The organism is Micromonospora globosa, from assembly GCF_000717585.1.
GTDB lineage: Bacteria > Actinomycetota > Actinomycetes > Mycobacteriales > Micromonosporaceae > Micromonospora > Micromonospora aurantiaca.
Genome location: NZ_JNZR01000032.1, coordinates 1 through 14,574, shown reverse-complemented (window position 1 = coordinate 14,574; position 14,574 = coordinate 1). Strand labels below are relative to the sequence as shown.

Sequence of the window (14,574 nt, the reverse complement as noted above, 5' to 3'; positions counted from 1 at the left end):
GTCACTTTCGGTCATCGGTTTCCGGAAACCGACGCACCGCTGCGTCACGGCGCTGCCACCCCACGAATTGTCGGGGGGCCGATGTGCGCCCTGGTCAGGGCCTATCCCATCATTGCCCGGGGCGCCGTGGGTCGCGCTCGGCCGATGGTGAGGGAAGGGCGTCGTGGGCGAGATCAATCACTTTGAGTACGGGTGGATCACACCTGCGCTCAGCTACGCGTTGTCCGTGCTCGGCTCGGCGCTCGGGCTGGTCTGCGCCGGGCGGATCCGGACCGCCACCAGTGCCGGTCAGCGCGCCTGGTGGGGCCTGCTCGCCGCGTGGGCGCTGGGCGGCACGGCCATCTGGGCCATGCACTTCATGGCGATGCTCGGCTTCGCCGTCGGCGGCACCCGGATCCGCTACGACGTGCCGCTGACGGCCGCCAGCACGGCGATCGCGGTGGCCTCGGTCGGCATCGGGCTGGCGATCGTGGGCACCGGCCGGCTCGCCGCGCCCCGGCTGCTCGCCGGCGGGTTCTTCACCGGCGCCGGGGTGGCCGCCATGCACTACACCGGCATGGCCGCCATGCGCCTGGACGGCTCACTCGGCTACGACCCGCTGCGGGTGACGCTGTCGGTGGTCATCGCGATCGTGGCCGCCACCGTGGCGCTCTGGCTGGCGATGACCGTCCGGCGCGCGCTCGCCATCGCCGCCTCGGCGCTGGTCATGGGCATCGCGGTCAACGGAATGCACTTCACCGGCATGAGCGCGCTGTCGGTGCACCTGCACGAGAGCCGCGGCCCGGCATCCGGCACCGAGGTGAGCGGTCTGCTCGTGCCGATCGTGCTGGCAGTGGTCTTCGGCGTGGTCGGGCTCGTCTACGCGCTGCTCGCCGCGCCGTCGGACGACGACCGGGCCGGGGCCGCGTACGTCAGCTCGCGGCTCGACGAGGCGCCGTACGCGGCCGCCGCCGCCGAGCCCGCGCCGGACCCGGTCGGCCTGCGCGCCCGCTCGACGCTGGCGCAGCCCGGCGCCCAGTTCCCGACCCGCCGGAGCACCGACCGCCCCTCGTGATCAACTGATCACGATCGGTCGCCCGCCAGCGCGTCGACCAGGCGGCGGCACGAGCCGGCCAGGTTCCAGCGCTGCGCCAGCTCCAGCAGCCGGTCCGGGTCGGCGGGAGACGTCGGCAGTGCCGGGTCCAGCTCGGGCAGCGGCACGTCGGTGGCGACCCGGACCACCTTCGGCGCCACGGCCAGGTAGTCGCGGGCGGCGTCGAGCTTGGCCCGCAGCCCCGGCGCGAAACCGGAACGGGGGTCGTCCAGCGCGGCCAGGATGCCGTCCAGCCCGCCGTAGCGGTCGATCAGCCGGGCGGCGGTCTTCTCGCCGACGCCGGCGACGCCGGGCAGCCCGTCGCTGGGGTCGCCGCGCAGCGCCGCGAAGTCGGCGTACCGGTCGGCCGGCACGCCGTAGCGGGTGCGGACCGCCGCGTCGTCGCAGTCGTCCAGCTTGGCCACGCCCCGGCCGACGTAGAGCAGGCGCACCGGGTGCGCGTCGTCGACGAGCTGGAACAGATCGCGGTCTCCGGAGACCACCTCGACCGGGCCCGGCTGGGTCACCGCGAGCGTGCCGAGCACGTCGTCGGCCTCGTAGCCGGTGGCCCCCACGGCCGGGATGCCGAGCGCGTCCAGCACCTCCAGGATCATCGGCACCTGCGGGGACAGCGTGTCCGGCACGACCTCGCCGCCCTCGGGCGCGACCCGGTGCGCCTTGTACGACGGCAGCAGCTCCACCCGCCACGCCGGCCGCCAGTCGTGGTCGAACGCGCAGATCATCCGGTCGGGCCGGCGGGTGCGCACGAGCTGGGCGAGCATGTCGAGGAAGCCGCGCACGGCGTTCACCGGCTGGCCGTCGCCGGTCTTCGCGGCGGACTCGGGGATGCCGAAGTAGGCGCGGAAGTAGAGGCTGGGGGAGTCGATCAGGAGGATCGGCTGTCGGTGTGCCACGGCGACAAGCCTTCCACAGCCCTGTGACGGGATGGGGGAGGCGACCGCCGGACCGGAAACCGGGGCGCGCGACGGGCGTCCGATGCGCAGACTGGCGGGGTGAGCTTCGTACCCGGCCTGATCCTGGCCCGCCGGTTCCACGACGAGGTGGTGGGTCCGCTGCTGGCGCGGCGGCTGCCCGGCCTGCCGTACTCCGCCGGGCTGCTCGACGGCGGCTCCGAGCTGCTCGGCCTCGACACGCCCCGTTCCACCGACCACGACTGGGGTCCGCGTACCCAGGTCTTCGTGGGGAAGGCGCACGACGTCGCGCCGGTACGGGCGGTGCTGGACGCGGAGTTGCCGGCGCGGTTCCTCGGCTGGCCGACCCGGTACGCGGGCGGCCCGGCGGCGCGCCTCGGCACGGTCCGCGCCGACGGCGACCGGCACGGCGTGACGGTGGACGAACTCGGCGGATGGCTGCGGGAGCGGCTCGGCGCCGACCCGCGCGCCGGACTGGCGGCGGCGGACTGGCTGGCGACGCCGACGCAGCGGCTGGCCGAGCTGACCGGGGGAGCGGTGTTCCACGACGGGCTCGACGGCGCGCTCACCGGCGTCCGGGCCCGGCTCGCCTGGTATCCGGACGACGTGTGGCGGTACGTGCTCGCCTCCGGGTGGCAGCGGGTCGCGCAGGCCGAGCACCTGGCCGGCCGGTGCGCCGAGGTCGGCGACGACCTGGGCAGCCGGGTCGTGGTCGCCGGTCTGGCCCGGGATCTGATGCGCCTCGGCCTGCTGCTGCACCGCCGCTGGCCCCCGTACGCGAAATGGCTCGGCACGGTCTTCGCGACGCTGCCGGACGCGGCGCCGGTGGTGGACGGGCTCGCCGCCGCGCTCGGCCCGGGTGACTGGGCGGCCCGCGAGCCCGGCCTGGTCCGGGCGCTGGAGACGGTGGCCGGCTGGACCAACGACGCCGCGCCGGCGCCGCCGGTGGACCCGGCCGCCCGGCCGTTCCACGATCGGCCGTTCCTGGTGCTGCACGCCTGCCGGTTCGTCGAGACGCTGCGTGCCGCCATCACCGACCCGGAGCTGCGCGACCGCCCGCCGGTGGGCGCTGTGGACCAGTACGTGGACAGCGTGGACGTGCTCACCCACGCCGACCGCGCCCGCCGGGTGGCCGCCGCGGTTGTCGGCCCGCCGGTGGGGGCCTAGACTCCGATTCGAGTCGCATCGATCCGCGACTGTCTATCTCGTCTCCGAGGGTCCGGGCCGCCCGTCGCAGGCGCCTCGCCGGCGAGAACGCCGCGACACGCGGCGTTCCCACCACCGAGGAGAACAGCATGCTGTCCAAAAGGAGCGGACTCCGGCTGCTCGGCGCGGCGCTGGCCGCCGCCGGGCTCGCCGTCGGGGCGGCGCTCGCCGTCCCGGGGCCGGCCTCGGCCGCCGCGCTGACCGAGGTGACGAACTTCGGCGCCAACCCGAGCAACCTGCGCATGTACCTGTACGTCCCGGACACCGTCGCGGCCCGTCCCGGGCTGCTCGTGGTGAACCACTACTGCACCGGCAGCGGCCCGGCCATGTACTCCGGCACCCAGTTCGCGTCGCTCGCCGACCGGTACGGCTACATCGTGGTCTACCCGTCGGTGACCCGCAGCAGCAAGTGCTTCGACGTCTCCTCGCCGCAGGCGCTGCGCCGCGACGGCGGCAGCGACCCGGTGGGCATCAAGTCGATGGTGGACCACGTGCGGCAGCGCTACCCGGTCGACTCGCAGCGGATCTTCACCACCGGCACCTCGTCCGGCGCGATGATGACGAACGTGCTGCTCGGCGACTACCCGGACGTGTTCCGGGCCGGCGCCGCGTTCGCCGGTGTGCCGTTCGGCTGCTTCGCCACCACCAACGGCTCGGAGTGGAACAGCGAGTGCGCCAACGGCCAGGTGCTGAAGACCCCGCAGCAGTGGGGTGACCTGGTGCGCAACGCGTACCCGGGTTACACCGGCCCGCGTCCGCGGATGCAGATCTGGCACGGCACCAACGACGAGACGCTGCGCTACCCGAACTTCGGCGAGCAGATCGACCAGTGGACGAACGTGAACGGGCTGGGCCAGACGCCCGCGTACACGGACAGTCCGCAGGCCGGCTACACGCGTACCCGCTACGGCGGCACCGGCGGCACCGCGACCGTCGAGGCGATCAGCATGCAGGGCGTCTCGCACAACCTGCCGGTGGACGCGGCGCAGGCGATCCGTTTCTTCGGCCTGGACTCCACCACGCCGCCGCCTACCACCGCGCCGCCGACCACGCCCCCGCCGACGACGCCTCCGCCCACCACGGCGCCGCCGACCACGCCGCCGCCGTCGGGGGCCTGCCGGGTCGGGTACCTGGTGAACGCCTGGAACAACGGCCTGACCGCCGCGGTGACCATCACCAACACGTCCACCACGGCGATCAACGGCTGGAACCTCGCGTTCACGCTGCCGGGCGGTCAGACGATCACCGGAGGCTGGAACGCCACGTACAGCCCGTCCAGCGGAGCGGTGACGGCCCGCAACGTGTCCTACAACGCGTCGATCCCACCGGGCGGTTCGGTGGACATCGGCTTCCAGGCCACCCACACCGGCAACACCGGTAGGCCCGCCTCGTTCGCGCTCAACGGGAGCACCTGCACGACCGCCTGATCCGTCCCCGCTCGCACGGCGGGTGGCGGCGTCCCGGACACGGTGACGCCGCCACCCCGCCGGGCATGGGCTCCGCCCCGGCGGGTACCCGTGCCGGACGGACACCGGCGGGAACCGAAGGAGCGGATATGAAGGTCCGAAGCTCCCTGCGCGGGCTCAAGCGCAAGGCCGACTCGATAGTGGTCCGGCGCCGGGGCAGGCTGTTCGTCCTCAACAAGGCCGACCGGCGGCAGAAGGCCCGGCAGGGCTGAGCCCGTCGTCGCCGCGCGACCCGCTCAGGGAGTCCGAGACGCAGGTGTGGGACGCGACGTCGTGACGGCGGCGGCCGGCACGTCGCCCACCTCGGCGTGCCCGGTCAGGCGGGCGAGCGCGGAGGCGGCCAGCGGCCGGTAGATCCGTACCGAGTCGGCGAGCGCGGAGAAGTGCGAGCCCGAGTTGTCGCCGTGGTAGCGGGTGGCGATCTCCACCTGCTCGACCGGCAGCCCGGCGCGGACCAGCCGCAGCAGCACCGTCATCTCGTACTCGAAGCGGTCACCGGGGATCGTGGTGAGCCAGCCGAGCAGCGCGGCCGGGTAGGCGCGCAGCCCGGTCTGGGTGTCGCGCACGTCCCGGCCGGTCGCCAGGCGGAACGCCACCCGGGTCGCCGCGTTGCCGAACCGGCTGCGCGCCGGGACCTCGCCGTCGAACCCGCGTACGCCGAGCGTCGGCGCTCCGGTGGCGCGCATCCGGTCCGTCACGGCGCACACGTCGGGCACACAGTGCTGGCCGTCGGCGTCCACACAGATCACGTCGCGTCCCGGGTGGTGCGTCGAGGCGTACCGGAAGCCGGTGCGCAGCACCACGCCCTTGCCCCGGTTGACCCGGCGGCGCAGCACGGTCGCGCCCCGGTCGCGGGCCGCGTCCAGCACCCCGGCGGCGGCCGGGCCGCTGCCGTCGTCGACGACGAGCACGTCCGCCCCGGGCAGGGCGTCCCGCAGGTCGCCGACCAGCGGCGGCAGACGGTCACCCGGTCGGTACACCGGCACGAGCACGATCACGGAACCTCCCGGGTGGACTCGCCCGCCGGCACGGCCCGCCGGGTCGATCGAGGACGCTCGTACCCCGGGCCCGCCCCGGTGAATCACCGCCGGGGCGTGAGGCGTCCGATCCGGTCGGCGGCGCGGGCCAGCGCGCGCTCGCGGCGCAGCGACGCCTCCGGGGTACGCACACCGAGGAAGCCGATCCGGCTGAACGCCCGGGCGGCCCGCTCCCGCCGGACGGGCACCGGGTCGGGCGCGGTCACCGGCACGTCGGCCAGCGCCGGGCCGGACAGGCCGAGCACGCGCGCGGCGAGCAGCCGGACGCGGGGCAGGTGCCACGGGTGGGAGACCAGCCCGAGCGGGCGCTGCGCGGTGAACTCCGCCGCGTCGAGCAGCCCGTCCTGGACGGTGTGCGCCAGGTTCTGCACAGTGGTGCGGGAGCGGGTCTCGGCCGCCGACGAGGCGTACGCGTCGAGTCCCGCCTCGCGCGCCAGCGCCCGCATCAGCTCCGCCTCCCGGTATCCGGCGGGCGGGCCGGGCGCGCCGGCCGGCCCGTGCGGCCAGCCGCCGGTGAACACCACCCGGGCGTCCGGCGCGCGGCGGAACGCCTCGGCGTGCGCGCGGACGTAGGCCACCGCGGCCTCGGTGCGCGCCACGCTCTCCGCGGTGAGCCGGTAGCCGTCGTCGCCGGCCACCACCCCACGGCCGAAGACCAGCAGCACGGTGGCGGGAGACGTCATCCCTTCACGGTACGGCGCGGATCACTCGTCGTCCGGCGGCCAGGGTGGCGTGCCGACACCGGTGATGCGGACGCCGCCCCACGGGTCCACCTCGGCCAGCCGGGCCCGGGCGACCCGATCGCCGATCCGGACCTCCACGTCGCGGCGGCCGGAGCGCAGCAGCCGGACCAGGCGCGGTTCCGGCTCGACCCGTCCGGCCCAGTGGTAGCGGCCGTCGACCGGCTCGAACCGCCCGCCGCCGTGCAGCCGGACCGTGGTGCCGGCGATCTGGGCCGTGCCCTCCCAGGTCACCTGTCGATCCGTTCGTGCGCGCGGGTCAGCTCCGGTGGCAGGTCCGCGCCCCGGCGGACCCCCTCGATGCCGCTCCACAGCAGCGTGGTCAGGTATTCGGTGAGCGCGGCCCGGTGGATCGGCTGCCCGTGCGTGGTCCACCAGTCGCCGACCGCCTGCACGAACCCGACCAGCCCGTACGCCCACGGCTCGGCCGGGCCGGCGTCGAGGCCGAGCGCGCGCAGCCGGTCGCCGATGACCCGGGCCAGCCCGGTCGCGACCTGGCGGCTGGTGCCTGTCACCACCTGCTGGATGCCGGGATGCCCGGACTCGTGCACGAGGAACCGGTACAGCGACGGCTCGTACTCGACCACGCTCAGGTACGCGTCGATGGTCGCCTCGACCAGCGCGCGCTCCTCGCGTACCTGCTCCACGGCTGGGGCGATCGCGGCGACCACGCGCTCCGCGACCACCTCGCTGACCGCCAGCCAGAGTTGCGCCTTGTCGGCGAAGTAGCGGTAGAGCACCGGCTTGCTGACCCCGGCGGTGGCGGCGACCTGGTCCATGTCGACGCTCGGGCCGTGCTGCAGCAGTGCCTGCACGGCGGCGGCGATCAGTTCCTGCCGCCGCTGTTCGCGGTGGTCGGCCCAGCGGTCGCGCCGCCCGCCGGAACGGGGTGCGGCCGGCTCCGGGGGAGTGTCGGGGCCATTGACATCGGTGGTGGTCCGTCGCATGCTACCACTCGTAACAGTTACTCGAAGTTACGTCAATATGGAGGGGTCATGGCCGGATTCCCGCGCGAGGCGGTCGCCGACCGCCTGCTCTCCGCCTCGGTACGCACCAGCTACGACCCGGTGGTCGACATCGACTGGTCGGCGCCGCCGGTGCCCGGCGCGTACTGGCTGCCGCCCACGCGCAGCAGCCTCTACGGCACTCCACTGTGGGACGCCATGACCGAGGCCCAGCGGGTCGAGCTGACCAAGCACGAGGTCGCCAGCGCGGCCAGCGCCGGGATCTGGTTCGAGACGATCCTCATGCAGATGCTGATCCGGCACTACTACGACGCCGACCCGACCAGCCGGCACGCCCAGTACGCGCTCACCGAGGTCGCCGACGAGTGCCGGCACTCCATCATGTTCGGCCGGCTCATCGAGGCCGCCGGCGCGCCGGTCTACCGGGCCGAGCCGTTCGACCACCTGCTCGGGCGCTGGCTCAAGTCCACGGCGACCGGCCCGCAGATGTACGCGGCCATCCTGATCGCCGAGGAGATCCTCGACTCGTTCCAGCGCGAGATCATGGCCGACGAGTCGTTGCAGCCGCTGATCCGGATGGTGTCGCGCATCCACGTGGTGGAGGAGGCCCGGCACGTGCGCTTCGCCCGCGACGAGCTGACCCGGCAGGTCGAGGCCGCCGGGCCGGTCGCGCTCGCGTACTCGCGGCTGGTGATCGGCCGGGCCGCGTACTCGATCACGCGGCGCCTGGTGCACCCGCGGGCGTACGCGGCGGTCGGGATCGACCCGGCGGCCGGCCGGGCCGCGGCGCGGGCCAACCCGCACTGGCGGGCCACGCTGCGCTGGTCCGCGCAGCGGATCGCCGACCACCTGACCGAACTGGGCCTGGTCGCCGGGCCGGGCCTGGTGCTGTGGCGCCGGGCCGGGCTGGTGGAGGGCTGACCGGCGGCGACCCGAAGGGGAAAGGATCGCCGCCGGCCGCCCGGTCAGGAGGTGGGGAAGTTGTCGGCGGTGCGGATGCGCTCGCGCATGAACGCGCCGGACTCGGTGAGCACCGACGTCCCGCCGAACGAGCCGGACGCGCAGGTGCCCGGCCGGAGCGCCGCCGAGCCCTCGGGGGCGTCGGAGAGCGTCCAGTTCGCGTAGCTGATCTTCAACCGGTCGAGCAGGTCGAGCCAGGCGTTGCTGCTGGCGGTGTCGACAGCGCCGTCACCGGTGTAGGTGACAGTGCCGAACTCGGTGACGAACAGCGGGAGCCGGCTCGCCGCCCGCTGCACCTCGTTGCGGTAGTTGTCCTTGTGCGACGCGGCGTAGAAGTGGAACGTGTACATGATGTTCTGCGCCCGCACCGGGTTGTTCACGATCTCGTCGGAGTTGCCGCCCTCGGAGACACCCAGCGAGGACCAGCCCCGGGTGCCGACGATGACCACCGCGTCCGGGTCGTTGGCCCGGATCACCGGGATGACCTGCTCGGCGTAGTTGCGGATGGTCGACCAGCTCACCCCGTTGGGCTCGTTGGTGATCTCGTAGATCACGTTCTTCTTGGCGGCGTTGCGCGCGGACACGTTGGCGAAGAACGTCTTTGCCCGGTCCAGGTTGTACATCGGGTCGCCGGGCGTCAGCGTGTGGAAGTCGATGAGCGCGTACATGCCCCGGGCCTCGGCCTTGTCCACGAGCGTGTTCACCTGGTTGGTGAAGCCGGCCGGGTTGGTCTCGTAGCCCTGCTCCTGCACGTACATGGAGATGCGCAGCAGGTCGGACCGCCACTCGTTCGCGAGCACGTCGAGCGAGGCGTCGGTGTAGCAGTTGGCGAACCACTGCAATCCGTGCGTGCTCATGCCGCGCAGCTGGATCGGCCGCCCGTACTGGTTGCAGAGGTTGACGCCGCACACCTGGAGCTGGCCGTTGATCGCCACCGGCGTGGTGCCGGTCGGCGGCGGGGTGGTGGGTGGCGGTGTCGTGGGCGGGGGAGTGGTCGGCGGCGGCGGGGTGCTCGGCGGGGGCGTGCTGGGCGGCGGGGTGCTCGTGCCGCCGGTGCAGACCGTGCCGTTGAGCGTGAACGACGTGGGGCTCGGGTTCGACCCGGTCCACGAGCCGTTGAAGCCGATCGTGGTGCTCGCGCCGGTGCCGAGCGCGCCGTTGTAGTCCAGGCTGCGCGCGGTGACCGCCGAGCCGCTCTGCTGCCAGGTGGCCGACCAGCCCTGGACCACGCGCTGGCCGCCGTCGGGGAAGGTGAAGCCCAGCGTCCAGTTGCTCACCGGGTCGCCGAGGTTGCGCACCGCCACTGTCGCGGTGAAGCCGCCTTGCCAGGAGTTGGTGGTGTAGGTGACGGCGCAGCCGGTCGCCGCGATCGCGTCCGGCGAGGGCAGGACGGCCGTCGCCGCCAGGGCGAGCGCGCCGACCGCGCCGCCGACGAGCAGGTGCCGCCGGGACGGGCGGGGAATCGAGAACATGCGGGAAGGTCCCATCGTCTGGATGGTGAACGGACGGTGCCCGTCGTGAACCTGCCCGGAAAGCCCGACGCGGCGGCCTGGGGGAGCGCTCCCACGGCCGAGCGTAGAGGTGGATGCCGATGCGTGCAACAGCCGCCGCTCAGCGGCCGCCGCGCCGTCCGCCGTAGAGCCGCAGCGCGTTGCAGACGTCGAACACACCCGGCACGTCCCAGGCCAGCTCGGCGGCGACCAGGCGCGTCTCCGGGTCGGCCACCAGGCCGGCGAGGATGACCACGCGGTTCTGCACGGTCACTGTGATCTGCTGCCGGCGGGTGGTCCAGTCGGCGCTGAGCCGCTGCGCGACGAGCGACGCGAGCCGGGTGTCCGCGTCGTCGGGCTCCGGTTCGCCGCCGGTGTACGGGAACTCGGGGTACGGCCAGGGCATCACCACGGGGAGGGCTCCTTCTGTTCGGTCAGGACCGGTTGCCGGGTTGCGGGGCCCGGCGCCGGGACGCGGCCGTCGACGACTGTGAAGACGCCGTCGAGCCGCATGGTGTGCAGCACGGTGAGCACGAACCGCGACGGGGACAGCAGGCACAGCCGGCGGCCGTCGCGCCGGGCGTCCTGGTGTGCGCGCACCAGCAGGCTGAGACCGGCGGAGTCGATCACCTCCAGGCCGGACAGGTCGACCAGCTCCATGTCGTCGCGGAGGGAACGCTCGTCGAGAGCGCGGCGGACCGCCGTGGCCGGGTCGAGGTCGTGGGCGGCCGGGGTGCCGGCGACCTGTTCCAGCTCGTCCAGGCCCAGACCGTCGTCGGCGATGGCCGCCCGGGCGCTGCACCGGGGGCAGTGATGCGGTCCGGACGCGAACGGCGAGCCGACCCAGTCGTGCTCGAACACGAGCGTCCACACCACCTCGGCGTCGGGCAGCGTGGCTCCGGTGCCGGTGACGCTGTCGCCGCAGGCGTCGCAGATGAGCATCATGAGGTGGTCCGCGGGAACGACGGTCACACCTCCTCCTTCCGCCGGCCGCCCGTACCGGGCGGCGTCTGCCCCTCCGCCTCCGGCCGGCCCGCGGCGACCACCGCCAGCACGACCGCCACGGCGGCGAAGCCGGTCTGCACCATCAGCGGCAGCACGGGCGATCCGTCGGTGCGGTGGTCCACCAGCCCGACCACGATCGCGCCGAGCAGCGCGGACGCCACGCCGAGCGCGAGTGTCAGCCACACCGGGACGGCCTTGCGCCCCGGCAGGACGAGGCGTCCCAGCCCGCCGACGGCCAGACCCACCACGAGCGCTCCGACGAGCGTGCTGCCGGTCACCACTCCTCCTCAGCGTGATGCGGACGCGACCCGGGCCCGGCCGCGCGCGGCCGGACGGGGCGTGTCGACGACGGGTACGGCGCCGAGCCCGGAGTTCTCCAGGATGCGCCGGATCCGCGGATGTGGATTGCTCAGCGTGAGCAGGCCGCCCTGCCGCGCCAGCCGGCGGTGCACGTCCAGCAGCAGCGCGACGGCGGCGGCGTCCACATGCCGGCACCCGGCGAGGTCGATCGTCAGCTCGCGGGGCCGTAGCGCGAGGATGCGGTCCAGCACGTGGGCGACCTCGGGCAGCCCGGCGAGGTCCAGCTCGTCGGTGATGTCCACGCGCACGTGCGGCACGGCGGACTCCGGCGGGGACGGCAGGCTGGCAGGCATCTGGTCGCTTCCGTGGTGGGATCGGGTCAGACCCCACTCTGCGCAGGGATCTTGGAGGTCACCGGACGGTTGTATGACGGTTCGATGACAAAAACCACGAACGGCCCACGCGATTGGGCGACCCGTGCCGGGCCGGTCATGATGCCCATATGACGGCCGTACTGGTGATCGAGGACGACGACCGCATCCGGCTCGCGCTGCAGCTCGCCCTGGAGGAGGAGGGCTACGAGGCGTACGGCGCGCCGACCGCCGAGGACGGCCTGCGCCGGCAGCGGGAGAAGCCGGCGGACTACGTGCTCGTCGACCTGATGCTGCCCGGCATGAACGGGTTCGACTGCATCCGTCAGCTGCGCCGCGACGACGACGTGCCGGTCGTGGTGATCAGCGCCCGCGACGACACCCACGACATCGTCGCCGCGCTGGAGGCGGGCGCCGACGACTACGTGGTGAAGCCGGTCGCGATCAAGGAGCTGTCCGCCCGGCTGCGGGCGCTGCGCCGGCGCGTACGCACGGTGGCCGGGCCGGTGCCCGCCCAGTTCTTCGGCGACCTGGAGATCAGCGCGGAGGCCGGCGAGGTGCGGCGCTCGGGACAGCCGGTGCCTGTCACCCGCACCGAGTTCCGGCTGCTCTGCGAGCTGGCCGAGCACGCCGGGCGGGTGCTGTCGCGCCAGCAGCTGCTCAGCCGGGTCTGGGGCTACGAGACCGGCGACGAGCGGCTCGTCGACGTGCACGTGGGCCGGCTGCGGCAGAAGATCGAATCCGACCCGGCCAACCCGCGCCACCTGGTCACGCTGCGCGGCCTCGGCTACAAGCTCCAGCGATGACCCGGCCCGGCCTGCGCGCCCGGGTCACCGCGGCGTTCGCCGTCGGAGCGTTGCTGCTGTCCGCGCTGATGGCCCTCTTCTCGTACGACCTGACCCGGCGCTCGCTGCTCGACGAGCGGGAGCGCACCGCGGTACGGGCCGCCTACTACGACGCCGCCGTGGTCCGCTCCGGCCTGGACACCGGCACCCCGGACGTGGTGGCCGTGCTGCGCTCGCTCGACACCGGCAGCGCGCGCCGCCCGCTGCTGCACCTGCCCGACGGCTGGTACGCCCGTACCGCGGACGTGGGCGCCAGCTCGGTGCCGGTGGAGTTGCAGCGCGTGGTGGCCGACGGCAAGCCCGCCGTGCAGCGGATCCGGCTCGACGGGCAGCCCGTGCTGCTTGTCGGCGTGCCGCTGCCCGGCGCGCTCGGCTACTACGAGCTGACCTCGCTGCGGGAGGTCGAGGAGACGTTCCAGGTGGTGGGCCTGGCTCTGATCGCCGTGGCGATCATGGTCGCCGGGGCGGGCGCGGCGCTCGGCTGGTACGCCACCCGGCACAGCCTGCGGCCGCTCACCGCGGTCGCCGACGCGGCGGAACGGATCGCGGCCGGCGACTTCGCCACCCGGCTCGACCCGACCACCGATCCCGACCTCACCCGCCTGTCCAGCTCGTTCAACGAGATGGTCGACAAGCTGGTGCACCGCATCGAGCGGGACCGGCGCTTCGCCGCCGACGTGAGCCACGAGCTGCGTTCGCCGTTGCAGACCCTGGCCGCCGCCGCGAGCGTGCTCCACCGCCGCCGGGAGCACCAGGACGAACGCACCGCGACCGCGGCGGGCCTGGTCGCCGACGAGGTGACCCGGTTCCAGCGCCTGGTCGACGATCTCATCCAGCTTGCCCGCACCGAGCAGCCGGCGCACCGCGAGACGGTCGACGTGCTGGAGCTGGCCCGGACCGTCTGCCGGGAGCGGTCGCTGCCGGAGAGCCTGGTGACGGTCGAGGGCGACGCCCCGCGCCTGTGGTGGGTCGACCGGCGCCGGTTCGCCCAGACGCTGCTGAACCTGGTGGAGAACGCCGAGCGGTACGGCGGCGGGCCGGTCGCCGTACGCCTCGGCGGGAGCGACGGCGTGGGCGTGCTGGAGGTCGACGACGACGGTCCGGGCGTACCGCCCGGTGACCGCGAGATCATCTTCGACCGGTTCGTGCGGGGGCGGGCGGCGCACGACCGGGCCGGCACCGACGGCACCGGTCTCGGGCTCGCGCTTGTGGCGCAGCACGCCGCCGCGCACGGCGGTACGGCCGCGGTGCTGGACCGCGAGCCCGGCGCCCGGTTCCGGGTCGAGCTGCCCGGAGCGCTGCGATGAGCCGCCGGCGGCTCCTGCCCGCCCTGCTCGCGGCCGTGCTGCTGGCCGGCTGCGGGGTGCCGGTGGACGACGAGCCCCGCCTGGTGCAGACGCCACCGGGCGCGTTCCCGACCCCCACGGTGTCCTCGACCGCCGACGGCGACGGGCGGGTGGACGAGCCGTTCTGCTTCGTCCGGGACGACGGGCTGGTCGTGGTCAAGCGCCGGGTGGACGGGCTGCCGGAGGTGGATGCGCACCTCCAGCACCTGCTGGCCGGTCCGGACGGCGGCGAGCGCCGTCAGGGGCTGGCCACGGCGCTGCCCGGCACGGTCGCGGTGGCCGGGGCGACGCTGGCCGGCACGCTCGCCACGGTCGACGTACGCCAGGCCGGGGAGGAGACCGGCCGCAACGACGAGGTGCTGGCCTTCGGGCAGATCGTGTGCAGCCTCACTCAGCGGCCCGACGTGTTCAGCGTGGCGTTCCGCCGGGACGGCCAGCCGCTGGAGGTGCCACGCGCGGACGGGAGCCTCTCCGCGCTGCCGCTCACCGCCGCCGACTACCGGCCGCTGTTACCTCGCTGACACCCTTCATCGCCGCTCTGTCCGTATATGAACCGAAATCTCCATCGTCCGTTCGGTTGATTTGGTGGTGACCTTTGGTCTAGTGTGGCTGGCACGACCGGTGTGGGAGGCCACCCGTTCTCCGAGGACAGGAAGGGCAGCATGACCACGATGACCATGGGATCGACCGCCACCGAGGTGCACCGCGCGCCGCAGACGGGCGAGGAGACCCGCGCCAGCGAGCTGATCGCGGCGCTCGCCGCACTGCCGGCCGACCACCCGCAGCGGGCCGCCCTGCGCAACCAGGTCATCGAGGCGTGGCTGCCGCTGGCGAACCAC

At 73.9% G+C, this 14,574-nt stretch carries 18 protein-coding genes; 8 read left to right on the top strand and 10 right to left on the bottom strand.

Annotation, left to right across the window (positions count from 1 at the left end; all coding sequences use genetic code 11):
* The first annotated feature begins 163 nt into the window (after positions 1-163).
* On the top strand, positions 164-1,054 hold the full coding sequence (locus IF06_RS0125330; protein WP_013476939.1) for an MHYT domain-containing protein: 891 nt from the start codon (positions 164-166) through the stop codon (positions 1,052-1,054).
* An 8-nt stretch (positions 1,055-1,062) separates the two neighbouring features.
* Here the strand turns inward: IF06_RS0125330 and IF06_RS0125325 are convergent, their stop codons facing one another.
* Positions 1,063-1,986: a 5'-3' exonuclease gene (locus tag IF06_RS0125325; protein ID WP_013286128.1), complete on the bottom strand. Its 924-nt coding sequence runs from the start codon at positions 1,984-1,986 to the stop codon at positions 1,063-1,065.
* 99 nt (positions 1,987-2,085) lie between these two features.
* On the opposite strand from IF06_RS0125325, the gene IF06_RS0125320 reads away from it, so the two are divergent.
* The 3 genes from IF06_RS0125320 to IF06_RS0125310 all read left to right on the top strand — a co-directional run bounded on the left by IF06_RS0125320 (position 2,086) and on the right by IF06_RS0125310 (position 4,888).
* Positions 2,086-3,171, top strand: a complete 1,086-nt coding sequence (locus IF06_RS0125320) for a DUF4037 domain-containing protein (RefSeq protein ID WP_030273982.1) — start codon at positions 2,086-2,088, stop codon at positions 3,169-3,171.
* A 128-nt stretch (positions 3,172-3,299) separates the two neighbouring features.
* On the top strand, positions 3,300-4,637 hold the full coding sequence (locus IF06_RS0125315; protein WP_030273981.1) for a PHB depolymerase family esterase: 1,338 nt from the start codon (positions 3,300-3,302) through the stop codon (positions 4,635-4,637).
* A gap of 128 nt (positions 4,638-4,765) precedes the next feature.
* A complete protein-coding gene (locus IF06_RS0125310) occupies positions 4,766-4,888 on the top strand; it encodes a 50S ribosomal protein L36 (protein ID WP_013286131.1) in 123 nt (40 codons plus the stop codon).
* Between the two features lie 24 nt (positions 4,889-4,912).
* On the opposite strand, the gene IF06_RS0125305 is transcribed toward IF06_RS0125310, so the two are convergent.
* The 4 genes from IF06_RS0125305 to IF06_RS0125290 form a co-directional block, all read right to left on the bottom strand.
* Positions 4,913-5,674 carry a glycosyltransferase family 2 protein gene (locus IF06_RS0125305; protein WP_030273979.1) on the bottom strand — a complete coding sequence of 254 codons (762 nt, stop codon included), beginning with the start codon at positions 5,672-5,674 and terminating at the stop codon, positions 4,913-4,915.
* An 83-nt stretch (positions 5,675-5,757) separates the two neighbouring features.
* Positions 5,758-6,396, bottom strand: a complete 639-nt coding sequence (locus tag IF06_RS0125300; protein ID WP_013286133.1) for a YdcF family protein — start codon at positions 6,394-6,396, stop codon at positions 5,758-5,760.
* Positions 6,397-6,417: 21 nt separating this feature from the next.
* Positions 6,418-6,687: a DUF4873 domain-containing protein gene (locus IF06_RS0125295; protein ID WP_030273976.1), complete on the bottom strand. Its 270-nt coding sequence runs from the start codon at positions 6,685-6,687 to the stop codon at positions 6,418-6,420.
* Positions 6,684-7,400, bottom strand: a complete 717-nt coding sequence (locus IF06_RS0125290; protein ID WP_013476934.1) for a TetR family transcriptional regulator — start codon at positions 7,398-7,400, stop codon at positions 6,684-6,686. The genes IF06_RS0125295 and IF06_RS0125290 overlap by 4 nt, the downstream gene beginning before the upstream one ends.
* Before the next feature lie 48 nt (positions 7,401-7,448).
* On the opposite strand from IF06_RS0125290, the gene IF06_RS0125285 reads away from it, so the two are divergent.
* A complete protein-coding gene (locus tag IF06_RS0125285) occupies positions 7,449-8,339 on the top strand; it encodes an AurF N-oxygenase family protein (RefSeq protein ID WP_030273974.1) in 891 nt (296 codons plus the stop codon).
* Between the two features lie 44 nt (positions 8,340-8,383).
* Here IF06_RS0125285 and IF06_RS0125280 read toward each other — a convergent pair whose 3' ends face one another.
* The 5 genes from IF06_RS0125280 to IF06_RS0125260 all read right to left on the bottom strand — a co-directional run bounded on the left by IF06_RS0125280 (position 8,384) and on the right by IF06_RS0125260 (position 11,526).
* Entirely contained in the window at positions 8,384-9,850 is a 1,467-nt protein-coding gene (locus tag IF06_RS0125280; RefSeq protein WP_030273972.1) for a cellulase family glycosylhydrolase, read from the bottom strand.
* A gap of 139 nt (positions 9,851-9,989) precedes the next feature.
* Complete coding sequence (locus IF06_RS0125275) at positions 9,990-10,280, bottom strand: BON domain-containing protein (protein ID WP_030273971.1); 291 nt, start codon at positions 10,278-10,280, stop codon at positions 9,990-9,992.
* Positions 10,274-10,840 carry an STAS domain-containing protein gene (locus IF06_RS0125270; RefSeq protein ID WP_013286139.1) on the bottom strand — a complete coding sequence of 189 codons (567 nt, stop codon included), beginning with the start codon at positions 10,838-10,840 and terminating at the stop codon, positions 10,274-10,276. Before IF06_RS0125270 ends, IF06_RS0125275 begins: the two co-directional genes overlap by 7 nt.
* A complete protein-coding gene (locus IF06_RS0125265; RefSeq protein WP_013286140.1) occupies positions 10,837-11,151 on the bottom strand; it encodes a GlsB/YeaQ/YmgE family stress response membrane protein in 315 nt (104 codons plus the stop codon). The genes IF06_RS0125270 and IF06_RS0125265 overlap by 4 nt, the downstream gene beginning before the upstream one ends.
* 9 nt (positions 11,152-11,160) lie before the next feature.
* A complete protein-coding gene (locus IF06_RS0125260) occupies positions 11,161-11,526 on the bottom strand; it encodes an STAS domain-containing protein (RefSeq protein WP_013476930.1) in 366 nt (121 codons plus the stop codon).
* 149 nt (positions 11,527-11,675) lie between these two features.
* On the opposite strand from IF06_RS0125260, the gene IF06_RS0125255 reads away from it, so the two are divergent.
* From IF06_RS0125255 to IF06_RS0125245, 3 genes are read left to right on the top strand one after another with little or no spacing between them, the layout of a single operon-like run.
* Entirely contained in the window at positions 11,676-12,350 is a 675-nt protein-coding gene (locus IF06_RS0125255) for a response regulator transcription factor (protein ID WP_013286142.1), read from the top strand.
* Positions 12,347-13,696 carry a sensor histidine kinase gene (locus tag IF06_RS0125250; RefSeq protein WP_030273968.1) on the top strand — a complete coding sequence of 450 codons (1,350 nt, stop codon included), beginning with the start codon at positions 12,347-12,349 and terminating at the stop codon, positions 13,694-13,696. Before IF06_RS0125255 ends, IF06_RS0125250 begins: the two co-directional genes overlap by 4 nt.
* Positions 13,693-14,256, top strand: a complete 564-nt coding sequence (locus IF06_RS0125245; RefSeq protein WP_013286144.1) for a GerMN domain-containing protein — start codon at positions 13,693-13,695, stop codon at positions 14,254-14,256. Before IF06_RS0125250 ends, IF06_RS0125245 begins: the two co-directional genes overlap by 4 nt.
* Positions 14,257-14,574: the final 318 nt, after the last annotated feature.